This window comes from Methylophilales bacterium MBRSF5, from assembly GCA_001044335.1.
Taxonomy (GTDB): Bacteria; Pseudomonadota; Gammaproteobacteria; order Burkholderiales; family Methylophilaceae; genus BACL14.
This window is the reverse complement of the sequence record CP011001.1, coordinates 124,753-145,655: the sequence shown is the minus strand read 5'-3', so window position 1 is coordinate 145,655 and position 20,903 is coordinate 124,753. Positions and strand designations below refer to the sequence as shown.

Sequence of the window (20,903 nt, the reverse complement as noted above, 5' to 3'; positions counted from 1 at the left end):
TAACAAATTTTTTGGGATATAGTGCTCTGTATCTATCAAATCTAAAATTTTTAAATATTTTATTTATCAATTTCACTCTTATTTCAAAACCTTCTTTATCTTTCTTCTTTTGGGACAAAACTTGATTGTTATTTAAATTCATAAAAGCTAACTCGGGGTGTGATTCAAAAATATTGATTTTAGGATGGGTCTTTAAAAAATTTTGGACCTCACGTATTTTAGGGAACAAATTAAAGCTTTGGACGCTTAGTTTTTTTCCAGTAAGTCTGAAGTTTTCTGCTGAAGCTAAAATATAATCATTTTTGATTAAAGCATCCTTTGCTGGAGCACTAAAGATAGTTGATGCTCTCCTTCCCAATAATTTTCTTGCTTTTTGATCAACAGAACGGGGTCCATTCTCTAGAATCACAGGCATATCAATTGCAATTATTTTAGGCTCATAATAAATTTGATTAATTTGCTCAAGACGGTCAATTAATCTTAATTCCAACTTGCTAGTTTTTAAATTTTTTGATGCTGACACCCAGCCCGCCGAACATCCATCAAGACCAATAATTGTAGGCATATTTGTTATAATATTGAGATGCAAAAAACTATTATACTTGGTGTTTGTGGAGGTATTGCCGCATATAAATCTGCTGAGCTGGTACGTCTATTAGTTAAAAGTAATATCAATGTTCAAGTGGTAATGACAGATGCAGCTAAAAAGTTTATTACACCCCTTACTTTTCAAGCAATAACAAACAACAAGGTTCTCACCAATGAGGATTTTTGGACCACTAATTCGAATGAAACAATGGAGCATATTCATGTGTCAAGAAATGCTGATCTTATTCTTATTGCTCCAGCAACAGCTAATTTTATTGCAAAAATAAATCAGGGAATCTGTGATGATCTTCTAACAAATATTTGTGCTGCAAGAAATTGTAACCTTGTTATTTGTCCTGCAATGAATACCTACATGTTTATGAACCCTCCGAACCTAAGAAATATAGAGCAATTGAAAAATGATGGAGTTACTTTTATCGGTCCTGAAACAGGTGATCAAGCATGCAGGGAAACTGGCCTTGGGAGACTAACTGAACCACAAGATATATTGACAGATCTAAACCGTTATTTATCAAACTCAAAATTAAAAGATCTAAAAATTTTAATATCAGCGGGCGCAACTTCTGAAAATATCGATGATGCACGAATTATTACCAATCATAGCTCTGGGAAAATGGGTATTTCAATAGCCAATGAAGCTTTTGACCTAGGCGCAGAAGTAACTCTGATTAAAGGCAAAACGGAAGTGTTGCCTCATAAAGGAATTAAGATAATTGAAGCAAATAATCATGAGGAAATGAAACAAAGTGTGCTTAATGAGGCATTAAACCATGACATTTTTATTAGTGTTGCCGCTGTTTCAGATTATAAAGCAGATCACGTTTTTCAAGGCAAAATCAAAAAAGATCAAAATGTCCTTAACTTAAAATTAATTAAAACAAGTGATATCTTAAAGTCGACAAAAAAATTATTTCCAAATCTTTTTTGTGTTGGATTTGCGGCCGAAAGTAATAATTTAATTAACTATGCTAAACAAAAATTAGTAGAAAAAAACCTAGATATGATCATAGCCAATGAGCTTCAAAAAACTATGGGTGAAGACACAGCCGAAGTTATTATTCTAGATAAGAAACAAGAAAAAATTCTACCCAAAATGGAAAAAAAATTTTTAGCGAATAGTATTCTTACTGAAATTTACGATAGGTTTAAGACCAATGAAAATTAATGTAGATATAAAAATTATCAATCAAATGATCAAAGAACATCTACCAGATTATGGATCAATAGGCTCTGCTGGATTGGATTTGAGGGCCTGCATCAACGAGGAAATGACAATCAAACCCGGAGAGACAGCTTTAATTCCAACCGGGTTTGCAATGTTCTTAAAAAATCCTGATTATGCTGCATGTATTTTGCCAAGATCGGGTTTAGGCCACAAACATGGTATAGTTCTCGGAAATTTAGTAGGTTTGATTGATTCCGACTATCAGGGTGAATTAATGGTGTCGTGTTGGAACAGATCTAGTGAAAATTTCTCCATTAAACCTCTTGATCGCATCGCTCAAATGATCATTGTTCCCGTCATGCAGGCTAATTTAAATATAGTGAAAGATTTTGAGGCAACCGACAGAGGTTCGGGAGGCTTTGGAAGCACTGGAAAGAACTAAAAAACACTTGGTTTTAGGCCCATTTTGTGGTTTAATAACCGTCTTTCAAAATTAAGTTAAGAGTTTTATTATGGCTAAAGAATGTCAAGTTACAGGCAAGAAACCAGTAAGTGGAAACAACGTTTCGCATGCAAATAACAGAACTAAGCGTCGTTTTATGCCAAACCTACAAAATAAAAAGTTTTGGGTTGAAAGTGAAAATCGTTGGATTTCACTAAAAATAACTAATGCAGCATTAAGAACTATTGATAAGCTAGGTATTGATGCGGTGATAGCTAAAATGAAAGCTGAAGGTAAAAAGGTATGAGAGAGAAAATCAAATTAGAATCTACAGCTGGTACTGGTCATTTCTATACTACAACCAAAAACAAAAAAACCATGCCTGACAAAATGGAAATCAAAAAGTTTGATCCTAAGGCAAGAAAACACGTCATCTACAAAGAAAATAAGATCAAGTAATAATTAACTTATTTTTCTTCTTTGTTGTTGATAATCTCAATATTTCTATAAGGGTAAGGTATTTCGATACCTTCCTCCTTAAACTTTCTCCATATTTTTCTATAAACATTTGATCTGAGCTCCCATGAGCCTTCCTCAGGATCCTCAATATAGAAAGTCATTTTTAAATCAATACCGCTTTCACCAAAACCCATTAGATATACCTTTGGGGATGGATCTTTTAAAACTCTTTTCTCTTTTTTAGCAGCATCTAACATAATCTCAAACGCTTGATCAACTGATGAATTGTAACCAATTTGAACATCCGCAACAATTCTTGCTTTTCTATCAGAGAGTGAGTGATTTATTATATTTTGTGACATTAATTTTTCATTTGGGATGATTACTTCAACACCATCAAGTTTTTTCAAAACTGTATAGCGAGATCTAATAAGGGTTACTATTCCATAATGCCCATCAATTGTAAGCACGTCTCCTATATGGATAGACTTGTCCATTAATATAATAAAACCAGTAATATAATTACTAGCAATATTTTGTAATCCAAACGCCAAACCAACACCAAATGCCCCTCCCAAAACACTCAAAAAGGTAAGGTTTATTCCAAAGGATGATAGGGACACAACAACCGCGATAAAGTACAGGAAGATTCTAAAAACTTTGCCAATCATTACTCTTGCATTGGGATCAAGTTGTGATTTTTTTAATAGTTTATTTTCAAAAAATCTACAAATCGTCATTGCTATTAAAATAGCCAAAAAGATTGCAAAAATAGCCTGAATCATCAATAAAAGGGATAGCTTTTGCGCGCCTATTTTAAATGTAATATCTTCCAAAGCATCAATAATTTGTGGCAGTATTCCTGATATCTGTAAAAGAAAAAGAATCCAAATTGTTATTGAAATAATACTTTCGAACGAACGAATAATGGAATTTTGATTTGTCAGATATCGTACTAAATAAACAGAAGCTCTAATTATCAAAAGTGCAATCAGTATTTTTTGGCCCAGCAACAATAAGCCCTGATAAAAGAATAGTGATGTTATCGTTTGCGCAATTCCAATAATTACAACAGCACATAAAGGGAACAATATTCTGGTCAGGCCATCTTTTAGAATCTTTGATTTCGCTTTATTAGATACAAACTTTTTTAAGTTGTCAGCGACAAAGTAATAAGAAATTAAAATTGATGCTAAAAGAATTAATAATTCAATTAATGAATAAAAATTTAAATAATCATCAAAACTAGATAATTGAAAATTCATAAAGTTAAATTAATATTAATGTTGCCAATCCCAAGAAGATAAAAAATCCACCACTGTCAGTCATAGCTGTGATTAAAACACTCGATCCAACTGCGGGGTCTCTTCCTGACTTACTTAATGTGAAAGGTATCATAACTCCCATTAAAGCTGCAAGAATTAAATTTAAAGTCATTGCAGTTGTCATGACTAGGGCTAAGCTTGAGTTACCGTAAAGATAGTATGCAATAAATCCAAGGACTCCTCCCCACAAAATCCCATTGAGTATTGCTACACCAATTTCTTTAAATAACAACTGCCTCAAGTGACTTACAGACACTTGGCCAAGAGCAATTGCTCTAACAATCATTGTTGTTGTTTGATTACCTGAGTTCCCACCAACCCCAGCAACAATAGGCATTAGCGCAGCCAGGGCAACCACTTTTTCAATTGATCCTTCAAAAATACCAATAACTCGAGATGCGATTAAGGCAGTGATGAGATTGATTGCCAACCATGCCCATCTGTTCCTGACTGATTTCCAAATAGAAGAAAAGATATCCTCACCTTCTCGTAAACCAACCATGGACAGCGCACTGCTATCAGTTTCTTCACGAATATAATCCATCACAGCATCCACTGTTATTCTTCCAACCAATTTGTTTTGATCATTAACAACAGGGGCTGTTACCAGGTCATACCTTTCAAATGCTTTTGCTGCCTCCGCAGCATCATCACTGTCTTTAAATAAAACGGCATCCTGCGCCATAACATCACTCACCATCAATTCTGGCTCATTCACCACTATTTTTTTTAAGGATAGAACTCCTAAAATTTTTTGTGATCGATTTACAACAAATAATTTATCGGTGAGTTCGGGAAGTTTTTTTATCTTTCTTAGGTATCTCAGGGCAACTTCTAATGATATATCGTCCCTAATCGTAACAATATCAAAATCCATTAGAGCGCCTACTTGATCCTCGGGGTAAGATAAAGCTGATTCTAGTCTTTCTCTATTGTTGCTATCTAAGCTTTGCAAAAGATCTTGAAGAACGTCCTCTGGCAGATCGGCTGCAATATCCGCAATTTCATCCGTATCAAGCTGTTCAGCGGCAGCTAACAGCTCTGTACTATCCATGTCCGCAATCAGTGTTTGACGAACACTATCAGAAACTTCTAGAAGAATTTCACCATCTCTGTCCGCTCTAACTAAATCCCATAAAATCAACCTATCATCTAAAGGCAACGATTCTAGAATAAAGGCGACATCTGCTGAGTGAAGGGAATTGAGAAGCTTTCCTAATGCTGATAGATTCTGCTTTTGAACCAAATTCTTAATTAACTTCTGTTTTGGCATTTCTTGCTTATCAACTAAATCTTCTACGATTTTGTTTTTGCCAAGAAGGTCATTGACATCCTGCAGTAACTTGCTTAAATTTTCTTTATTTTTTGGATCCATAGAGTTTTATTTTAATTATGATTTATTTATCCAAATAATCAAAACATTAATTACAAAAAAAAAGCCGGTATAACCGGCTTCTGTTCAAAAAAACAAATAGACTTATTTTTTCTCAGCTGCTGGTTTAGCTGATTTTTTCTCAGCTGCTGGTTTAGCTGCTTTTTTCTCAGCTGCTGGTTTAGCTGCTTTTTTCTCAGCTGCTGGTTTAGCTGATTTTTTCTCAGCTGCTGGTTTAGCTGCTTTTTTCTCAGCTGCTGGTTTAGCTGCTTTTTTCTCAGCTGCTGGTTTAGCTGATTTTTTCTCAGCTGCTGGAGCATCTTCGACTTTTTCTGCTACTAGCGGTCTATCAACAAGTTCAACAAATGCCATTGGAGCATTGTCACCTTTTCTGAAACCACATTTTAATATTCTTAGATAACCACCATTACGTGTTTTATATCTTGGTCCTATCTCAGTAAATAATTTCGCGACTACTTCATCATTTCTTAATTGAGCAAAGGCTTTTCTCTGATTATGAACAGAACTCTCTTTTGCTAATGTAATTAATGGCTCAGCATACTTACGAAGTTCTTTTGCTTTTGGCAGTGTTGTTCTAATAACTTCATTAGCAAGCAAAGATGCAGCCATATTTTTAAACATTGCTTTACGATGACTGCTTGTTCGATTTAATTTTCTATGACTGTTTCCGTGTCTCATAATATTTCCAAAATTTAGTTAGTTTCAACACCTTGTGGTGGCCAATTATCAACTTTCATACCAAGCGATAAGCCTTTCGTGGCTAGTATGTCTTTAATCTCATTGAGTGATTTTCTCCCAAGATTTGGTGCTTTTAAAAGATCATTTTCGTGTCTTTGAATTAAATCTCCAATGTAATAAATATTTTCTGCTTTTAGGCAGTTTGCTGAACGAACAGTCAATTCAAGATCATCTACAGGTCTTAAAAGAACTGGATCAATTTGAGGAGCTTGCTGTACTTCAACCTCAGTTAATTCACTCTCTAAATTTGCAAATACAGATAATTGTCCCATTAAAATTCTTGCTGCATCTCTAATGGCTTGTTCTGCATCAACTACTCCATTTGTTTCGACATCCATAATTAACTTATCAAGATCTGTTCTTTGTTCAACGCGAGCACTTTCAACTACATAACTGACTTTAAAGATTGGGCTGAAAGAAGCATCAATCATTAAATGGCCAACTACATTGTCCTGATCTTTATTAACACGCTGCGGAACTGGTTGATAGCCACGTCCCATTTCAACTTTAGCTTCAATATTCAGATTGCCGCCTTTATTAACATTAGCAATTACTAAATCTTTATTAACAATTTCAACGTTATGGGGAAGCTCAAAATCAGCTGCAGTAACTTCACCTTCTGAATCTTTTTTTAAGTGGATAGTAGCTTCTGCGCCATCATGAATTTTAAGAGCAACTTTTTTTAAGTTTAATAAGATGTCAACCACATCTTCTTGAACACCATCAATTGTTGAATATTCATGAACTACACCATCAATTTTTACTTCTGTAATAGCGAATCCAGGGATAGAAGAAAGCAAAACTCTTCTTAAAGCATTTCCTAATGTAAAACCAAAACCGCGCTCCATTGGCTCAAGAACAACTTTTGCTCTATTTGGATTAATTAAATCAACTTCAACAATTCGAGGTTTTAAGTACTCTGTTGGACTATTTTGCATAAAAATCCTTATAAAATATTTAGCTTATTTTGAATACAATTCAACAATTAATGATTCGTTAATTGTTGGTGGTAAATCATCTCTTTGTGGTTTGTTTTTGAATGTTCCAGAAAGCTTTTTAACATCAACCTCAACCCACTCCGGAAAACCTCTTTCATCAGCTGCTTCTGTTGCAGCCTTAATTCTTAACTGGTTTTTAGAAGCTTCAGAAACTGCAACTTGGTCGCCGGGTTTTACTTGATATGATGGAATATTTACTCTATTACCATTAACAGTAATTGAATTATGTCTCACAAGCTGTCTTGATTCAGATCTTGAAACTCCAATACCCATTCTGTAAACAACATTATCTAGTCTCGATTCTAAAAGTTGTAAAAGATTTTCACCTGTAACGCCTTTCAGACGATCTGCTTCTGCATAATATGAACGGAATTGTTTTTCTAAAATACCGTATATTTTTCTTAACTTTTGTTTTTCGCGTAATTGCACGCCATAATCAGACAATCTTCCACCACGTCTTTGACCGTGTTGACCAGGAGGATAACTTCTTTTTTCAATTCCGCATTTGTCTGTGAAGCATTTTTCACCTTTTAGAAAAAGTTTTTCACCTTCTCTACGGCATTGTTTACATTTTGGATCTAGGTTTCTTGCCAACTTTAATCTCCTTAAATTCTTCTTTTCTTAGGTGGTCTACAGCCGTTATGAGGAACCGGTGTAACGTCTTGAATAGCTGTAATTTTCAAACCTATTGAATTAAGTGCACGAACTGAAGATTCTCTTCCTGGGCCTGGGCCTTTGATTCGAACTTCAACATTTTTCACTCCATACTCTTGAGCAGCTTTACCAGCTGCCTCGGCCGCTACCTGTGCAGCAAATGGTGTACTTTTTCTGGAACCCTTAAAGCCTGCTCCACCTGATGTAGCCCAAGATAAAGCATTACCTTGTCTATCAGTTATAGTAATGATTGTATTGTTAAATGATGCATGAACGTTTGCTATACCTTCAGCAACATTCTTTTTAATTTTCTTTTTAACTCTGGTATTAGATTTTGCCATAACGATTAGCCTCTATTTTTTAATAGCACGAATAGGACCTTTTCTGGTTCGTGCATTTGTTTTTGTTCTTTGGCCTCTTACAGGCAACCCTCTTCTATGCCTTTGGCCTCGATAGCAATTAAGATCCATAAGACGCTTGATATTCATGGTAACTTCTCTTCTTAAATCACCTTCGATCTGGTATTTTGCAATCTCATTTCTTAATTTTTCAACAGCAGCATCATCTAGATCTTTGATCTTTGTTGCCGCATCAACGCCAACAGATTTACAAATGTTTTGCGCTGTTGTTCTTCCAATACCATAAATAGCTGTTAATGCTATATCAGCATGCTTATTGTCTGGTACGTTTACACCTGCTATACGAGCCATAATTTCTCCAAAATATTAGGCAATTTACTAAAAATAAAGCCGTAAATTATATCAATTTTTGTGTGAATATACAATTACTTAACCTTGTCTTTGTTTATGACGAGGATCCTTACAAATTACTCGAACAACTCTTCTTCTTCGAATAACTTTGCAGTGTCTACACAATGCTTTTACTGATGCTCTCACTCTCATAATCTTTCCTTATCTACTCTATTTTTTTACTTTTCTCTAAAAGTAATTCTGCCTTTGGTTAAATCATAAGGCGTCATCTCAACTGTAACTTTATCTCCAGGAAGAATACGAATGTAATTCATACGCATCTTACCGGATATAAAACCCAAAACCTCATGTCCATTTTCTAACTTAACTTTAAAAGTTGCATTTGGAAGGTTTTCTAAAATTTCGCCCTGCATTTCTATGATATCTTCTTTAGCCATTACCTAATCATTCCTTGTTGACCACGGAAGTTTGCTTTTTTAAGCAAACTATCATACTGATAGGACATCATTTGTGATTGCACTTGTGTCATAAAGTCCATAGCAACAACTACAATAATCAATAAAGATGTTCCCCCAAAATAGAAGGGTGTGTTAAATTTTAAAATTAAAAACTCTGGAAACAAACAAACTAAAGTAATATAAATTGCACCGACTAAAGTCAATCTACCCATGATGGTATCTATAAATTTTGCTGTTTGCTCACCTGGTCTAATACCAGGAACAAAGGCACCAGCTCTTTTAAGATTCTCAGCAGTTTCCTTGGGGTTAAATTGTAGAGCAGTGTAAAAGTAGCAGAAAAAGACAATAGCAACTGCAAAAAGAAAAATATAAATTGGTTGACCTGGTGATAATAATGCCGAAATGTCTTTCAACCAAAAGAGGCTTTCACTTGATCCAAACCACCCAGCAATAGTAGCGGGGAAAAGAATTACACTTGATGCAAAGATTGCGGGAATAACTCCGGCTTGATTTATCTTAAGAGGCAAATGTGAAGACTGGCCACCATATAATTTGTTACCAACTTGTCTTTTTGCATAGTTAATAGTGATTCTTCGCTGGGCTCTTTCAATAAAAACCACTATTGCAGTTACAAGCACTACTGCAGCAATTAAGAAAAAGACTAATGGAATGGAGTATGCGCCAGTTCTAGCAAGCTCTAAGGTGTTTCCAAGAGCACTTGGAAGTCCTGCAACAATACCAGCAAAGATAATCATAGAAATGCCATTACCGATTCCACGTGATGTAATCTGAGTTCCAAGCCATACTAAAAACATTGTTCCAGTAACTAAAGTCAATATTGCAGTGATACGAAACATAAAACCTGGATCAAGAACCAAACCTGGCTGCGCTTCAAGAGCTACAGAAATACCAAGTGATTGAAATGCAGCAAGAACTAACGTCCCTTGTATTGTGTATTTAGCAATTTTCTCTTGACCAGATTTTCCTTCTTTTTTTAATTCTTTTAATGTAGGAGACATTGCTTGCAGAAGGTTCATGATGATTGAAGCTGAAATATATGGCATGATTCCAAGTGCAAATACAGTAAATCTACTGAGTGCTCCACCAGAAAACATATTAAACATGCCTAAAATGCCGCCACTTTGACTGTCAAACAATTTCTTCAATTCTAGTGGATCAATACCTGGTACAGGGATGTGTGCTCCAAGACGAAACACAACAAGAGCACCTAATAGAAATAAAATTCTACTTTTCAACTCTGTCATACCACTAAAATTTAAAGGATTTTGTGCCATTATCTTATGATTCTATTTTCCCGCCAACAGCCTCGATTGCTTCTTTAGCTCCCTTAGTAACACCCAAACCAGAAATGGTATATTTATTTTTAACTTCACCGGATAAAAATATTTTTACTGACAAAGCTAACTCAGATACGAGGTTTTCTTTTTTAAGAGTTAATAAATCAATTTTTCCAGCAGGTAATTTATTTAACTCTGATGTTCGGATTTGATCCTTATAATCTTTTTGTAAAGACTTGAAACCTCTTTTAGGAAGTCTTCTTTGAATTGGCATTTGACCACCTTCAAAACCTACAGCTACGGAACCTCCAGCTCTAGACTTTTGACCTTTATGGCCACGACCTGCTGTTTTACCAAACCCAGAGCCAATACCTCTTCCAACTCTTTTAGCTGATGGATTTGATCCTTCTGATGGTTTAAGTGTATTAAGTTTCATATTAATTCTCTACTCTTAATAAATAATTGACTGAATTAATCATGCCTCTTACTTCAGGGCTATCAACTAATTCAACAGTATGATTGATTTTTCTCAAGCCTAAACCTTTGATGGTGGCAATATGTTTTTTGCCTGCACCAATAGTGCTTTTAACTTGCGTTACTTTGATTGTTTTATCTTTAGCCATTTTTATCAACCTCTAATTTCTTCTACTGTTTTTCCACGCTTAGCTGCAATCTCAGCTGGCGTATTCATATTTGCTAAACCGTTAAGTGTTGCTCGAACAATATTATATGGGTTTGATGACCCAAAGCTTTTTGCAGTAACGTTATGCATTCCCATCACTTCAAAAATTGCTCGCATAGCACCGCCCGCAATTATTCCTGTACCTTCAGTAGCTGGTTGGATCAAAACTTTAGCAGCACCATGTTTACCGATGACAGCATGCTGGAGTGTGCCTGTTTTGGTAAGGCTAACTTTTAACATACCTCTTTTCGCTTCTTCCATTGCTTTTTGGACTGCTAGGGGTACCTCTCGCGCTTTACCCTTACCCATTCCGATTGATCCATCACCGTCACCAACAACTGTTAATGCGGCAAAACTCATAATACGACCACCCTTAACAACTTTGGTGACACGATTAACTGTGATCATCTTTTCTTTAAGACCGTCTGTTTGTTGTTGTAATCCTTGATCTTGAGCCATAGTTTATTTCCTAATATTTTTTAGAATTTAAGTCCGTTTTCTCTAGCTGCATCAGCAAGAGCCTTTATTCTTCCGTGATATCTGTACCCGGAGCGATCGAAAGCAACATCTTCAACGCCTGCTTTTTTAGCTTTCTCAGCAATTCTTTTTCCAATCTCAGCTGCAGCAGCAATATCGCTTCTCTTTTTTAGTTTTTTTCTCATGTCAGCTTCAACAGTAGATGCGCTAGCAAGAACTTTGTTTGTTGCGCCATCTATAACTTGAGCATAAATATTTAAATTTGATCGATAAACGGTCAACCTTGTGCGACCTAGCTCAGCAATCTTAGCTCTTGTCTTCCTTGATCTTCTGATTCTTGATTGTTCTTTATTAACCATAATTAATCCTTATTGTTTCTTAGCTTCTTTCATGACAATGCGCTCATCAGCGTAACGGACACCTTTGCCTTTATAAGGCTCTGGTGGTCTGTAGCCTCTAATCTCAGCCGCAACTTGACCAACAACTTGCTTGTTAGAACCCTTGATAACAAGTTCTGTTGGTGATGCCGCCTGCGCAGTAATGCCTTCAGGAAGATCATGAGTGATTGGATGTGAAAATCCTAAATCCAAATTGACTTTATTGCCTTGAACTTGGGCTTTGTATCCAACACCGATTAATGTAAGTTTCTTTTCAAAGCCAGCCGATACACCAGTGACCATATTATTTACCAATGCTCTCAAAGTGCCAGACATTGATTTTGCAAACTTTGATTCATTATTAACTTGAAAAGTAAGAACATTATCTTCTTTGTTGATTTTTACATCACCTGTTAGTGACTGATTTAACTCTCCTAAAGGTCCTTTAACTTGAACGTTATCTTGAGAGATGACAACTTCAACCTTTTCAGGAATGTTAACTGGCATATTCGCTACTCTAGACATATTGTTTTCCTTATGAAACGTAGCAAAGGATCTCGCCACCAATACCGGCAGATCTTGCTTTAATATCAGTCATTACGCCTTTAGAGGTAGTTACAATAGCAACACCCAAACCGTTCATAACTTTCGGAAGGTTTTCGGCCCCTTTATAAATTCTCAAACCAGGTTTACTGATTCTCTCGATTTTTTCGATTACTGGTCGTCCAGCATAATATTTCAACTCAACAGTCAATGTTGGTTTGCCATTATTTTCACTAGTGCTGTAGTCTTCAATATAGCCTTCGTCTTTAAGCACTTCGGCAATCGATTTTTTTAATTTTGATGCTGGCATGGAAACGTGGACTTTGTTAGTCATCTGTCCGTTTCTAATTCTTGTCAACATATCTGCTATAGGGTCATGCATACTCATACTGTTTTCTCCTACCAACTCGCTTTAATAACGCCAGGTACTTCGCCTGCCATCATTAAATCTCTTAGTTTTCCACGAGCAATTCCAAACTTTCTAAATGTGCCACGTGGTCTTCCAGTTAAAGCACATCTATTTCTTAATCTCACTGGGCTAGAATTTTTTGGCAGTGCTGCTAATTTAGCTCTTGCCTCATTTTTTTGCTCACTTGTAGATTTAGAGCTCTTAATAATTTCATTTAATTCAGCGCGCTTAGTCTTAAATTTATCAACCATCTTGCGGCGCTTGATTTCACGTTCTGTCATACATTTTTTAGCCATATTCGTGTTACCCTCTAAATGGAAAACTAAATGCTGATAATAAACCTTTGGCTTCATCGTCAGTTTTAGCTGAAGTTGTTATAGTGATATTCATTCCTCTTAAAGCATCGATCTTATCGTATTCAATTTCAGGAAAAATGATTTGCTCTTTAATACCCATGTTGTAATTGCCTCTGCCATCAAAAGACTTGGCAGATATTCCTCTGAAGTCTCTAATTCGTGGAATAGCTATTGAAATGAGGCGATCTAAAAATGTATACATGTTATTTTTACGGAGTGTTACCTTACAACCAACAGGATAGTCATCTCGAATCTTAAATCCAGCAATTGATTTTTTTGCTTTAGTAACTAATGGCTTTTGACCAGCGATTTTCTCTAAATCACTTACCGCATTTTCCATTACTTTTTTGTCAGCTACAGCCTCACCTACACCCATATTAAGTGTAATTTTTTCAATTCTTGGAACTTCCATTACTGATTTGTAATTAAATTGCTCCATTAATTGCTTTACAACTGTTTCTTCATAATATTTTTTTAAACGAGCCATATCTTATCCTTATAAGTCAATCGCTTCATCGTTTGATTTAAATACCCTGATTTTCTTACCATCCTTCAGAGTTTTAAAAACAACCTTATCGGCCTTATTAGTCTTGCTATTAAAAATTGCAACGTTCGAGATGTCGAGTGGACGTTCTTGACTAACAATACCACCTTGAATACCTAAATTTGGATTTGGAGAAACGTGTTTTTTCACCATATTGATGCCTTCTACCAAAACCTTACCATTCGCAAGAATTGAAGAAACAATACCATCTTTCCCTTTATCTTTGCCTGTATTGATGAAGACTTTATCGCCTTTACGAATCTTATTCACTGTTTACTCCTTATATAACTTCCGGCGCTAATGAAACGATTTTCATAAACTTTTCTGTTCTAAGTTCCCTTGTAACAGGTCCGAAAATACGAGTGCCAATAGGTTCTAATTTGTTGTTTAATAAAACAGCTGCATTGCCATCGAATTTTATTAGTGAGCCATCAGGTCTTCTAACACCCTTTGCTGTGCGAACAACGACGGCGTCATAGACTTCACCTTTTTTAACTCTTCCTCGTGGCATAGCTTCTTTAACACTAACTTTAATAATGTCTCCAACGCTAGCGTAGCGGCGTTTTGAACCACCAAGAACCTTAATGCACTGAACGGAACGTGCACCAGTATTATCGGCAACCTCTAATTTTGATTGCATTTGTATCATGAAATATTCTCCAACTTAATCCGCTATTTCAACCCAGTTTAACTAACTGCTTTTACGGTCAGTATTGGGGTGCTAAGCATGCACCACTTTTAAAAAGACGCAAATTTTATAATATTTGCCTGTAAAAGACAAGTGTTAATTAACTTGCGGAGCTTTTGATAAAACTTTAGTAACCACCCATGTTTTCGTTTTTGACATTGGTTTAGACTCAGCAATTTCAACTAAATCGCCTTCACCAATTTCATTTTTTTCGTCATGAGCATGAAATTTATTGGACAGTTTTATCACTTTACCAACGACTGGATGCTTTACTCTTCTTTCAACCAGCACTGTGACTGTCTTGTCCATTTTGTTACTTAGAACCTTGCCTTGCATAGTTCTAATATTTTTTTGAGCTTCAACCATTATTTAGCCTCCACTTTTTCAGCCATCACATGTTTTACACGTGCAATGTCTTTTTTAATTTTAGATATCTGGTCAGTTTTATTTGACTGCTGCATTGTTAATTGCATTTTTGCGTTAAATTGAGCCTTTCTCAATTCAATTAACTCTTTACCAAGATCTTCAACAGATTTTTTTCTTAATTCAACAGCTTTCATCCAACTAACCTCCAATGTGTCTTGTTATAAATGTTGTTTGCACTGGAAGTTTAGCGGCTGCAAGCCTAAAAGCCTCTCTCGCTAATTCCTCAGGTACGCCATCCATTTCATACAACATTTTTCCTGGTTTGATTTCGGCAACATAATACTCAACACTACCTTTACCTTTACCCATACGAACCTCAGCAGGTTTTTTTGAAATCGGCTTATCTGGGAACATACGTATCCAGACACGTCCGCCCCTCTTGATATGTCTAGTCATCACTCTTCGAGCAGCCTCAATCTGTCGGGCTGTAATTCTTCCGCGAGTAATTGCCTTAAGGCCGAACTCACCAAAGCTGACTTTGTTACCAGTAGTTGCGATACCGGTATTTCTGCCTTTATGTTGTTTTCTAAATTTTTGTTTTGCTGGTTGTAACATAATTAAGCCTCGTTATTATCTTTGCCTGACTCTTCATTTGAAGACTCTGTGGTGTCAGCTTTATCCGTAACTACAGGTTCCTCTTTCGCTTCAGTTTTCTTCGTAGCAGCTTTTACTGTTGTTTTCTTCGTAGCAGCTTTTACTGTTGTTTTTTTTGCAGCTGGTTTTGCTGCTTTTTTTGCCGGTTTATTGTCATCTAATGATGTATCGCCAACAACATCTTTTGTAATTGGTGATGCAACTTTATCATCTTGAAATACTTCACCTTTATAAATCCAAACTTTAATTCCAATAATTCCGTATTGTGTATGAGCTCTTGCTACACCATAGTCAATATCTGCTCGAAGTGTATGTAGCGGAACTCTTCCTTCACGGTACCATTCTGATCGGGCAATTTCGATACCATTAAGTCTTCCAGAACTCATAATTTTAATGCCCTGAGCGCCTAATCTCATTGCATTCTGCATCGCTCTTTTCATAGCTCTTCTAAACTGAACACGCTTTTCAAGCTGTTGAGCAATACTCTGAGCAATCAAAGTAGCATCAATTTCAGGTTTTCTTACTTCTTCAATATTAAGCTGAACAGGAATACCCATTAATCCTTGAAGGTCAGAACGAAGATTCTCAATATCCTCACCTTTTTTACCAATAACAATACCTGGTCTGGCTGTCATTATTGTTACTTTCGCATTTTTTGCTGGACGCTCGATGATGATCTTACTCACTGCGGCATTAGCTAGCTTTTTATTTAAGAATTCTCTTACTTTAATATCATTATTTAAAAAAACAGGGAAATTCTTAGTACTAGTAAACCATTTAGACGACCAGTTCTTTTGAACACCTAAACGAAAACCAATTGGATTAATTTTTTGACCCATAATTCTCTCTTAACTTCCTACTGTCACTTTGATGTGACATGTTGGTTTAATAATTCTTCCAGCACGGCCTTTTGCACGAGCTCGAATCCGTTTGAAGACCATACCTTTATCAACGGTGATGGTTTTAACTTTTAATTCGTCAATATCAGCGCCATTATTATTTTCAGCGTTTGCAATAGCAGATTCGACAACTTTCTTGATAATTTCAGCGCCTTTTTTTGGGCTAAAAGTCAGAATATTTAAAGCATTATCAACTTTTTTTCCTCGAACCTGATCAGCAACAAGACGGGCTTTTTGAGGAGAAATTCTCACACCTCTTAAGATTGCAGAAACTTCATTAGTAGCCATAATTATTTCGCCTTCCTGTCGCCGGAGTGACCTTTAAAAGTTCTTGTTGCAGCAAATTCACCTAATTTGTGTCCAACCATGTTTTCAGTAATTAAAACTGGAACATGTTGTCTACCGTTGTGAACTGCAATGGTTAAACCGATAAAGCTAGGTAAAATCATTGATCTTCTTGACCAAGTCTTAATTGGTTTTCTATCTCTTGTTTCTTGAGCAACATCTACTTTTTTAGATAGATGCGAATCAACAAAAGGTCCTTTTTTAATTGATCTTGACATAATTAATTACCTCTTATTAGCCGGTCTGCGGCTAACTCTCATGTTATCAGTACGTTTGTTATTTCTAGTTCTGTATCCCTTAGTTGGAACACCCCATGGGCTTACTGGATGACGTCCACCAGAAGTACGGCCTTCACCGCCGCCATGTGGGTGATCGACTGGGTTCATCACAACACCTCGAACAGTCGGTCTCACACCTCTCCATCGAACAGCACCAGCTTTGCCAAGTTTTCTTAATGAGTGCTCGTCGTTTCCTACTTCACCAATTGTTGCAATGCAGTTGATATGGACTTTTCTTACCTCACCTGATCTTAAACGAAGCTGAGCGTATTCACCTTCTCTAGCTAATAGCTGAACAGAGGTACCAGCTGATCTCGCGATCTGTGCACCCTTGCCTGGTTTAAGCTCAACACAGTGAATGGTAGTACCGACAGGAATATTCTTAATCGGCATCGCATTACCAGTTTTGATTGGAGCGACTTGTCCAGTTAAGATCTCTGTTCCAACTTCTAGGCCACGTGGAGCAACAATGTATCGTCTTTCTCCATCGGCATAGCATAAGAGAGCTAAGCGTGAACTTCTGTTTGGATCATATTCGATACGTTCAACTTTGGCTGGAATATCGTGCTTGTTTCGCTTAAAATCGACAATACGGATGTGGTGTTTATGACCGCCTCCGCGATGACGAACCGTTATTCGACCATTGTTATTTCTTCCAGACTTTTGAATTTTCTTTTCAAGTAAAGGAGCATGTGGTTTACCCTTATGTAAACCCTCAGTAACTACTTTTTGTAATCCTCTTTGTCCTGGCGTTGTAGGTTTAACTTTTAAAATAGACATATTCGTTAATCTCCAACAAAATTAATTTCTTGACCAGGCTTAAGAGATACATAAGCTTTTTTCCAGTCAGCGCGTTTACCAAAATTGTTACCACGTCTTTTAGTTTTACCCTTCATGTTAAGAAGATTAACTGCAGTAACTTCTACTTTAAACATTAATTCAACAGCCTCTTTTACTTGATCTTTGGTTGCTGATTTTCTCACTTTAAATGCTACTTGGTTGAATTTATCAGCCACATAAGTTGCTTTTTCAGTGATTTGTGGAGCAACAATTGCATTAAGTGTTTGGCTGTTTTTGATAGTTATTTCACTCATGCAAACATCTCCTCGATAGTCTTAAGCGCTTGCTCAGTTACGATAACTTTAGAAAAATGAACAAGGCTTACTGGATCAATATATCTTGCTTCAACAACAAGAGCTGTCGGAATGTTTCTTGATGATAAATATAAGTTTTCATCAAACTCATTCGTGATTACCAAAACGTTGTTTTCAATATTAAAGTTTTTAATTAGTTCATTGAAAGACTTTGTTTTTGGTTTATCCACTTTGAATTCCTCAACCACTGTAAGGCGGTCTTGGCGAACCAGCTCTGAAAAGATGGATTTCATTCCTGCACGATAAGCTTTTTTATTTACCTTCTTAGAATAATTTTCGTCGGGGCGATTTGGGAATGCACGGCCACCAGACCTCCAGATAGGGCTTGATGTCATACCTGCACGGGCATTACCTGTCCCCTTTTGTCTAAAAGGTTTTCTTGTGCTGTGTTTTACCTCGGCTCTTGTTTTTTGAGCGCGTGTAGCAACACGGGCGTTAGCCATATAAGACACTAATAATTGATGAACTAATGATTCTTTAAAATCAGCAGCAAATATAGCATCAGAAGCTTTCACTTTTTTTGTAGATGCCTTACCTTTATTATCGACTAATTTTATATCCATTATTTAGTCTCCTTTGCTTTTACTGCAGGCTTGATTGTTACATTAGAACCAGCTGAACCAGGAACCGCGCCCTTGATCATAATTAGATTTCTATTCTCATCAACTCTAATCACTTCAAGATTTTGCGTAGTTCTAGTAACTGCACCCATATGCCCAGCCATCTTCTTACCTTTAAAGACACGGCCTGGATCCTGACACATACCTGTTGAACCTGGAGCATTGTGTGAGATGGAATTACCATGAGTAGCTCGTTGTGAGCCAAAATGATGGCGTTTAATTCCGCCTTGGAAACCCTTACCAATTGTAGTACCAGTAATGTCCACTTTTTGGCCAGCCTCAAAAATTGAGACTTTTAATTCGCCACCAAGTTGGAAATTATTTAATTCATCACCAGTAACTCTGAATTCTTTGAAACCATCAATCGAATCAACACCAGCTTTAGCTAGGTGTCCTTTGATAGACTTATTTAATTTTGAAGATTTTGAGTCGCCATAGGACACTTGAAGTCCGTTATAGCCATTATCATCAATTTTTTTGATCTGTGTCACTTTGTTAGGAACAACCTCAAGTACCGTGACAGGAACACTGTTTCCGTCCTCAGTAAATAAGCGAGTCATTCCCACTTTGCGACCAACAAGCCCTAAGCTCATGATCTTTTCCTTTATCTTATTATTATTAAAAAAACTAATTACAATTGATTAGTTTCTGCTTTATTACAATTGAGAGCGTGAATTATACAGAACTCTTAAAATATTACAACTTGATTTCGACATCCACACCTGCAGCGAGTTCTAATTTCATTAGAGCATCTACAGTTTTATCAGTTGGGTCTAATATGTCCATTAATCTTAAATGAGTACGGATTTCAAACTGATCTCTTGATTTTTTATTTACGTGTGGAGAACGAAGTAAATCATATCTCTCTTTTTTGGTAGGTAAAGGAATTGGTCCTTTAACAATAGCGCCAGTCCGTTTTGCTGTATCAACAATTTCCTGAGCTGATTGATCAATTAACTTATAATCAAAAGCCTTTAATCTAATTCTAATTTTTTGATTCATTTCCATTTACCTTTCAAAGAACGAACGCCCCACAAAAAGTGAGGCGCTTTTTTATTTTTATTTATTACTCAACAATCTTTGCAACAACACCGGCACCAACGGTACGGCCACCTTCACGAACAGCGAAGCGTAAACCTTCTTCCATCGCGATCGGTGCAATCAATGTTGCTGTAATCGATACGTTGTCGCCTGGCATTACCATTTCTGTACCTTCTGGTAACTCCACAGCGCCTGTTACGTCTGTTGTTCTAAAGTAGAACTGAGGACGATATCCATTAAAGAATGGAGTGTGTCGACCACCTTCATCTTTACTTAAGCAGTAAATTTCAGCAGTAAATTTTGTGTGTGGTGTAATTGAACCTGGTTTCGCAAGCACTTGGCCACGTTCAACATCTTCACGTTTTGTACCTCTTAAAAGCACACCCACGTTGTCACCTGCTTGACCTTCGTCAAGTAATTTACGGAACATTTCTACACCAGTACATGTTGTTTTTTCAGTTGCCTTGATACCAACAATTTCAATCTCTTCGTTGACCTTAATAATGCCACGTTCCACACGGCCGGTTACCACAGTACCTCGACCAGAGATAGAGAACACGTCCTCTACTGGCATCAAGAAGGTACCGTCCACTGCACGTTCTGGAGTTGGGATGTAAGAGTCAAGTGCTTCTGCAAGTTTAAGAATTGCTGGCTCACCAATCTCAGATTGGTCACCTTCAAGAGCTTTAAGAGCAGAGCCCATAATGATTGGAGTGTCATCACCTGGGAATTCGTATTTATTTAATAAGTCACGAACTTCCATTTCTACTAATTCGAGTAATTCTTTGTCATCCACCATATCAGCTTTGTTAAGGAATACAACGATGTATGGCACACCCACTTGGCGTGATAAAAGGATGTGTTCACGAGTTTGTGGCATTGGGCCGTCAGCTGCAGAACATACGAGAATCGCACCATCCATTTGAGCAGCGCCGGTAATCATGTTTTTCACATAATCCGCGTGGCCTGGGCAATCAACGTGAGCATAGTGACGAGTTTCAGTTTCGTATTCAACGTGAGCAGTATTAATCGTAATACCACGAGCTCTTTCTTCAGGAGCTGAATCAATAGCTGAATAATCTTTAGCTTCACCACCGTGTTTCTTAGTCAGAATGGTTGTGATCGCAGCTGTTAATGTTGTTTTACCATGATCCACGTGGCCAATTGTGCCGACGTTAACATGGGGTTTGGTACGCTCAAATTTACCTTTAGCCATAATAT

Annotated in this window: 35 protein-coding genes and 1 pseudogene; 4 read left to right on the top strand and 32 right to left on the bottom strand. The window is 36.7% G+C overall.

From position 1 onward, the window contains the following. Positions 1 to 133: 133 nt before the first annotated feature. A pseudogene (locus UZ34_00890) lies at positions 134 to 565 on the bottom strand (hypothetical protein). 18 nt (positions 566 to 583) lie between these two features. Here UZ34_00890 and UZ34_00885 point away from each other — a divergent pair. From UZ34_00885 to rpmG, 4 genes are all read left to right on the top strand, one after another. Further along, a complete protein-coding gene (locus tag UZ34_00885; protein AKO64039.1) occupies positions 584 to 1,774 on the top strand; it encodes a hypothetical protein in 1,191 nt (396 codons plus the stop codon). Further along, the gene (locus tag UZ34_00880; protein AKO64038.1) at positions 1,764 to 2,216 is read left to right on the top strand and encodes a deoxyuridine 5'-triphosphate nucleotidohydrolase; all 453 of its coding nucleotides are present in this window, start codon (positions 1,764 to 1,766) and stop codon (positions 2,214 to 2,216) included. Before UZ34_00885 ends, UZ34_00880 begins: the two co-directional genes overlap by 11 nt. A 70-nt stretch (positions 2,217 to 2,286) precedes the next feature. After that, the gene (rpmB, locus tag UZ34_00875; protein AKO64037.1) at positions 2,287 to 2,523 is read left to right on the top strand and encodes a 50S ribosomal protein L28; all 237 of its coding nucleotides are present in this window, start codon (positions 2,287 to 2,289) and stop codon (positions 2,521 to 2,523) included. Next, on the top strand, positions 2,520 to 2,675 hold the full coding sequence (gene rpmG, locus UZ34_00870) for a 50S ribosomal protein L33 (GenBank protein ID AKO64036.1): 156 nt from the start codon (positions 2,520 to 2,522) through the stop codon (positions 2,673 to 2,675). The genes rpmB and rpmG overlap by 4 nt, the downstream gene beginning before the upstream one ends. An 8-nt stretch (positions 2,676 to 2,683) precedes the next feature. On the opposite strand, the gene UZ34_00865 is transcribed toward rpmG, so the two are convergent. The 31 genes from UZ34_00865 to tuf all read right to left on the bottom strand — a co-directional run bounded on the left by UZ34_00865 (position 2,684) and on the right by tuf (position 20,898). Next, positions 2,684 to 3,940: a mechanosensitive ion channel protein MscS gene (locus UZ34_00865; protein AKO64035.1), complete on the bottom strand. Its 1,257-nt coding sequence runs from the start codon at positions 3,938 to 3,940 to the stop codon at positions 2,684 to 2,686. 4 nt (positions 3,941 to 3,944) lie between these two features. Beyond that, positions 3,945 to 5,375, bottom strand: coding sequence for a magnesium transporter (locus UZ34_00860; GenBank protein AKO64034.1), 1,431 nt, complete (start codon positions 5,373 to 5,375; stop codon positions 3,945 to 3,947). A 102-nt stretch (positions 5,376 to 5,477) separates the two neighbouring features. Then, entirely contained in the window at positions 5,478 to 6,071 is a 594-nt protein-coding gene (locus UZ34_00855; protein ID AKO64033.1) for a 50S ribosomal protein L17, read from the bottom strand. 14 nt (positions 6,072 to 6,085) lie between these two features. Continuing rightward, complete coding sequence (locus UZ34_00850; GenBank protein AKO64032.1) at positions 6,086 to 7,069, bottom strand: DNA-directed RNA polymerase subunit alpha; 984 nt, start codon at positions 7,067 to 7,069, stop codon at positions 6,086 to 6,088. A gap of 24 nt (positions 7,070 to 7,093) precedes the next feature. After that, a complete protein-coding gene (locus UZ34_00845; GenBank protein AKO64031.1) occupies positions 7,094 to 7,723 on the bottom strand; it encodes a 30S ribosomal protein S4 in 630 nt (209 codons plus the stop codon). Positions 7,724 to 7,734: 11 nt separating this feature from the next. Next, complete coding sequence (locus UZ34_00840) at positions 7,735 to 8,124, bottom strand: 30S ribosomal protein S11 (GenBank protein AKO64030.1); 390 nt, start codon at positions 8,122 to 8,124, stop codon at positions 7,735 to 7,737. A gap of 12 nt (positions 8,125 to 8,136) precedes the next feature. Further along, the gene (locus UZ34_00835) at positions 8,137 to 8,493 is read right to left on the bottom strand and encodes a 30S ribosomal protein S13 (protein AKO64029.1); all 357 of its coding nucleotides are present in this window, start codon (positions 8,491 to 8,493) and stop codon (positions 8,137 to 8,139) included. Between the two features lie 218 nt (positions 8,494 to 8,711). After that, entirely contained in the window at positions 8,712 to 8,930 is a 219-nt protein-coding gene (gene infA / locus UZ34_00830) for a translation initiation factor IF-1 (GenBank protein ID AKO64028.1), read from the bottom strand. Continuing rightward, complete coding sequence (gene secY, locus UZ34_00825; protein AKO64027.1) at positions 8,930 to 10,246, bottom strand: preprotein translocase subunit SecY; 1,317 nt, start codon at positions 10,244 to 10,246, stop codon at positions 8,930 to 8,932. Before secY ends, infA begins: the two co-directional genes overlap by 1 nt. A gap of 4 nt (positions 10,247 to 10,250) precedes the next feature. Further along, complete coding sequence (locus UZ34_00820; protein ID AKO64026.1) at positions 10,251 to 10,685, bottom strand: 50S ribosomal protein L15; 435 nt, start codon at positions 10,683 to 10,685, stop codon at positions 10,251 to 10,253. A 1-nt stretch (position 10,686) separates the two neighbouring features. Beyond that, entirely contained in the window at positions 10,687 to 10,872 is a 186-nt protein-coding gene (gene rpmD, locus UZ34_00815) for a 50S ribosomal protein L30 (protein AKO64025.1), read from the bottom strand. A 5-nt stretch (positions 10,873 to 10,877) separates the two neighbouring features. Beyond that, positions 10,878 to 11,390 carry a 30S ribosomal protein S5 gene (locus UZ34_00810; GenBank protein AKO64024.1) on the bottom strand — a complete coding sequence of 171 codons (513 nt, stop codon included), beginning with the start codon at positions 11,388 to 11,390 and terminating at the stop codon, positions 10,878 to 10,880. Positions 11,391 to 11,410: 20 nt separating this feature from the next. After that, positions 11,411 to 11,767, bottom strand: coding sequence for a 50S ribosomal protein L18 (locus tag UZ34_00805; protein AKO64023.1), 357 nt, complete (start codon positions 11,765 to 11,767; stop codon positions 11,411 to 11,413). Between the two features lie 9 nt (positions 11,768 to 11,776). Continuing rightward, positions 11,777 to 12,310, bottom strand: coding sequence for a 50S ribosomal protein L6 (locus UZ34_00800; protein ID AKO64022.1), 534 nt, complete (start codon positions 12,308 to 12,310; stop codon positions 11,777 to 11,779). A gap of 10 nt (positions 12,311 to 12,320) precedes the next feature. After that, entirely contained in the window at positions 12,321 to 12,716 is a 396-nt protein-coding gene (locus UZ34_00795; GenBank protein AKO64021.1) for a 30S ribosomal protein S8, read from the bottom strand. An 11-nt stretch (positions 12,717 to 12,727) separates the two neighbouring features. Further along, entirely contained in the window at positions 12,728 to 13,033 is a 306-nt protein-coding gene (rpsN, locus tag UZ34_00790) for a 30S ribosomal protein S14 (protein ID AKO64020.1), read from the bottom strand. A 7-nt stretch (positions 13,034 to 13,040) separates the two neighbouring features. Then, entirely contained in the window at positions 13,041 to 13,580 is a 540-nt protein-coding gene (locus UZ34_00785) for a 50S ribosomal protein L5 (protein AKO64019.1), read from the bottom strand. A gap of 9 nt (positions 13,581 to 13,589) precedes the next feature. Beyond that, positions 13,590 to 13,907: a 50S ribosomal protein L24 gene (gene rplX / locus UZ34_00780; GenBank protein ID AKO64018.1), complete on the bottom strand. Its 318-nt coding sequence runs from the start codon at positions 13,905 to 13,907 to the stop codon at positions 13,590 to 13,592. A 10-nt stretch (positions 13,908 to 13,917) separates the two neighbouring features. Next, positions 13,918 to 14,286: a 50S ribosomal protein L14 gene (locus UZ34_00775; protein AKO64017.1), complete on the bottom strand. Its 369-nt coding sequence runs from the start codon at positions 14,284 to 14,286 to the stop codon at positions 13,918 to 13,920. 135 nt (positions 14,287 to 14,421) lie between these two features. Then, positions 14,422 to 14,691: a 30S ribosomal protein S17 gene (locus UZ34_00770; protein AKO64016.1), complete on the bottom strand. Its 270-nt coding sequence runs from the start codon at positions 14,689 to 14,691 to the stop codon at positions 14,422 to 14,424. Further along, positions 14,691 to 14,885: a 50S ribosomal protein L29 gene (locus UZ34_00765; GenBank protein ID AKO64015.1), complete on the bottom strand. Its 195-nt coding sequence runs from the start codon at positions 14,883 to 14,885 to the stop codon at positions 14,691 to 14,693. The genes UZ34_00770 and UZ34_00765 overlap by 1 nt, the downstream gene beginning before the upstream one ends. Before the next feature lie 4 nt (positions 14,886 to 14,889). Beyond that, positions 14,890 to 15,306, bottom strand: coding sequence for a 50S ribosomal protein L16 (locus tag UZ34_00760; protein ID AKO64014.1), 417 nt, complete (start codon positions 15,304 to 15,306; stop codon positions 14,890 to 14,892). A gap of 2 nt (positions 15,307 to 15,308) precedes the next feature. Then, the gene (locus UZ34_00755; protein ID AKO64013.1) at positions 15,309 to 16,184 is read right to left on the bottom strand and encodes a 30S ribosomal protein S3; all 876 of its coding nucleotides are present in this window, start codon (positions 16,182 to 16,184) and stop codon (positions 15,309 to 15,311) included. A gap of 9 nt (positions 16,185 to 16,193) precedes the next feature. Continuing rightward, positions 16,194 to 16,532 (bottom strand): 50S ribosomal protein L22, encoded by a 339-nt coding sequence (locus UZ34_00750; protein AKO64012.1) that lies wholly within the window; start codon positions 16,530 to 16,532, stop codon positions 16,194 to 16,196. A 2-nt stretch (positions 16,533 to 16,534) separates the two neighbouring features. Next, a complete protein-coding gene (locus UZ34_00745) occupies positions 16,535 to 16,807 on the bottom strand; it encodes a 30S ribosomal protein S19 (protein ID AKO64011.1) in 273 nt (90 codons plus the stop codon). A gap of 6 nt (positions 16,808 to 16,813) precedes the next feature. Further along, a complete protein-coding gene (locus UZ34_00740; GenBank protein AKO64010.1) occupies positions 16,814 to 17,647 on the bottom strand; it encodes a 50S ribosomal protein L2 in 834 nt (277 codons plus the stop codon). A gap of 5 nt (positions 17,648 to 17,652) precedes the next feature. After that, positions 17,653 to 17,961 carry a 50S ribosomal protein L23 gene (gene rplW / locus UZ34_00735; GenBank protein ID AKO64009.1) on the bottom strand — a complete coding sequence of 103 codons (309 nt, stop codon included), beginning with the start codon at positions 17,959 to 17,961 and terminating at the stop codon, positions 17,653 to 17,655. Then, positions 17,958 to 18,584 (bottom strand): 50S ribosomal protein L4, encoded by a 627-nt coding sequence (locus UZ34_00730; protein AKO64008.1) that lies wholly within the window; start codon positions 18,582 to 18,584, stop codon positions 17,958 to 17,960. The genes rplW and UZ34_00730 overlap by 4 nt, the downstream gene beginning before the upstream one ends. After that, positions 18,584 to 19,234: a 50S ribosomal protein L3 gene (locus UZ34_00725; protein ID AKO64007.1), complete on the bottom strand. Its 651-nt coding sequence runs from the start codon at positions 19,232 to 19,234 to the stop codon at positions 18,584 to 18,586. The genes UZ34_00730 and UZ34_00725 overlap by 1 nt, the downstream gene beginning before the upstream one ends. A gap of 103 nt (positions 19,235 to 19,337) precedes the next feature. Beyond that, positions 19,338 to 19,649, bottom strand: coding sequence for a 30S ribosomal protein S10 (rpsJ, locus tag UZ34_00720; GenBank protein AKO64006.1), 312 nt, complete (start codon positions 19,647 to 19,649; stop codon positions 19,338 to 19,340). A gap of 58 nt (positions 19,650 to 19,707) precedes the next feature. Continuing rightward, positions 19,708 to 20,898, bottom strand: a complete 1,191-nt coding sequence (gene tuf, locus UZ34_00715; GenBank protein ID AKO64005.1) for an elongation factor Tu — start codon at positions 20,896 to 20,898, stop codon at positions 19,708 to 19,710. Positions 20,899 to 20,903: the final 5 nt, after the last annotated feature.

What these genes read in the sequence shown, in the direction of transcription:
- UZ34_00885 (AKO64039.1), top strand. Translation starts at nt 584, where the DNA reads ATGCAAAAAACTATTATACTTGGTGTTTGTGGAGGTATTGCCGCATAT.
- UZ34_00880 (AKO64038.1), top strand. Translation starts at nt 1,764, where the DNA reads ATGAAAATTAATGTAGATATAAAAATTATCAATCAAATGATCAAAGAA.
- rpmB (AKO64037.1), top strand. Translation starts at nt 2,287, where the DNA reads ATGGCTAAAGAATGTCAAGTTACAGGCAAGAAACCAGTAAGTGGAAAC.
- rpmG (AKO64036.1), top strand. Translation starts at nt 2,520, where the DNA reads ATGAGAGAGAAAATCAAATTAGAATCTACAGCTGGTACTGGTCATTTC.
- UZ34_00865 (AKO64035.1), bottom strand. Translation starts at nt 3,940, where the DNA reads ATGAATTTTCAATTATCTAGTTTTGATGATTATTTAAATTTTTATTCA.
- UZ34_00860 (AKO64034.1), bottom strand. Translation starts at nt 5,375, where the DNA reads ATGGATCCAAAAAATAAAGAAAATTTAAGCAAGTTACTGCAGGATGTC.
- UZ34_00855 (AKO64033.1), bottom strand. Translation starts at nt 6,071, where the DNA reads ATGAGACACGGAAACAGTCATAGAAAATTAAATCGAACAAGCAGTCAT.
- UZ34_00850 (AKO64032.1), bottom strand. Translation starts at nt 7,069, where the DNA reads ATGCAAAATAGTCCAACAGAGTACTTAAAACCTCGAATTGTTGAAGTT.
- UZ34_00840 (AKO64030.1), bottom strand. Translation starts at nt 8,124, where the DNA reads ATGGCAAAATCTAATACCAGAGTTAAAAAGAAAATTAAAAAGAATGTT.
- UZ34_00835 (AKO64029.1), bottom strand. Translation starts at nt 8,493, where the DNA reads ATGGCTCGTATAGCAGGTGTAAACGTACCAGACAATAAGCATGCTGAT.
- infA (AKO64028.1), bottom strand. Translation starts at nt 8,930, where the DNA reads ATGGCTAAAGAAGATATCATAGAAATGCAGGGCGAAATTTTAGAAAAC.
- secY (AKO64027.1), bottom strand. Translation starts at nt 10,246, where the DNA reads ATGGCACAAAATCCTTTAAATTTTAGTGGTATGACAGAGTTGAAAAGT.
- UZ34_00820 (AKO64026.1), bottom strand. Translation starts at nt 10,685, where the DNA reads ATGAAACTTAATACACTTAAACCATCAGAAGGATCAAATCCATCAGCT.
- rpmD (AKO64025.1), bottom strand. Translation starts at nt 10,872, where the DNA reads ATGGCTAAAGATAAAACAATCAAAGTAACGCAAGTTAAAAGCACTATT.
- UZ34_00810 (AKO64024.1), bottom strand. Translation starts at nt 11,390, where the DNA reads ATGGCTCAAGATCAAGGATTACAACAACAAACAGACGGTCTTAAAGAA.
- UZ34_00805 (AKO64023.1), bottom strand. Translation starts at nt 11,767, where the DNA reads ATGGTTAATAAAGAACAATCAAGAATCAGAAGATCAAGGAAGACAAGA.
- UZ34_00800 (AKO64022.1), bottom strand. Translation starts at nt 12,310, where the DNA reads ATGTCTAGAGTAGCGAATATGCCAGTTAACATTCCTGAAAAGGTTGAA.
- UZ34_00795 (AKO64021.1), bottom strand. Translation starts at nt 12,716, where the DNA reads ATGAGTATGCATGACCCTATAGCAGATATGTTGACAAGAATTAGAAAC.
- rpsN (AKO64020.1), bottom strand. Translation starts at nt 13,033, where the DNA reads ATGGCTAAAAAATGTATGACAGAACGTGAAATCAAGCGCCGCAAGATG.
- UZ34_00785 (AKO64019.1), bottom strand. Translation starts at nt 13,580, where the DNA reads ATGGCTCGTTTAAAAAAATATTATGAAGAAACAGTTGTAAAGCAATTA.
- UZ34_00775 (AKO64017.1), bottom strand. Translation starts at nt 14,286, where the DNA reads ATGATACAAATGCAATCAAAATTAGAGGTTGCCGATAATACTGGTGCA.
- UZ34_00770 (AKO64016.1), bottom strand. Translation starts at nt 14,691, where the DNA reads ATGGTTGAAGCTCAAAAAAATATTAGAACTATGCAAGGCAAGGTTCTA.
- UZ34_00765 (AKO64015.1), bottom strand. Translation starts at nt 14,885, where the DNA reads ATGAAAGCTGTTGAATTAAGAAAAAAATCTGTTGAAGATCTTGGTAAA.
- UZ34_00760 (AKO64014.1), bottom strand. Translation starts at nt 15,306, where the DNA reads ATGTTACAACCAGCAAAACAAAAATTTAGAAAACAACATAAAGGCAGA.
- UZ34_00755 (AKO64013.1), bottom strand. Translation starts at nt 16,184, where the DNA reads ATGGGTCAAAAAATTAATCCAATTGGTTTTCGTTTAGGTGTTCAAAAG.
- UZ34_00750 (AKO64012.1), bottom strand. Translation starts at nt 16,532, where the DNA reads ATGGCTACTAATGAAGTTTCTGCAATCTTAAGAGGTGTGAGAATTTCT.
- UZ34_00745 (AKO64011.1), bottom strand. Translation starts at nt 16,807, where the DNA reads ATGTCAAGATCAATTAAAAAAGGACCTTTTGTTGATTCGCATCTATCT.
- UZ34_00740 (AKO64010.1), bottom strand. Translation starts at nt 17,647, where the DNA reads ATGTCTATTTTAAAAGTTAAACCTACAACGCCAGGACAAAGAGGATTA.
- rplW (AKO64009.1), bottom strand. Translation starts at nt 17,961, where the DNA reads ATGAGTGAAATAACTATCAAAAACAGCCAAACACTTAATGCAATTGTT.
- UZ34_00730 (AKO64008.1), bottom strand. Translation starts at nt 18,584, where the DNA reads ATGGATATAAAATTAGTCGATAATAAAGGTAAGGCATCTACAAAAAAA.
- UZ34_00725 (AKO64007.1), bottom strand. Translation starts at nt 19,234, where the DNA reads ATGAGCTTAGGGCTTGTTGGTCGCAAAGTGGGAATGACTCGCTTATTT.
- rpsJ (AKO64006.1), bottom strand. Translation starts at nt 19,649, where the DNA reads ATGGAAATGAATCAAAAAATTAGAATTAGATTAAAGGCTTTTGATTAT.
- tuf (AKO64005.1), bottom strand. Translation starts at nt 20,898, where the DNA reads ATGGCTAAAGGTAAATTTGAGCGTACCAAACCCCATGTTAACGTCGGC.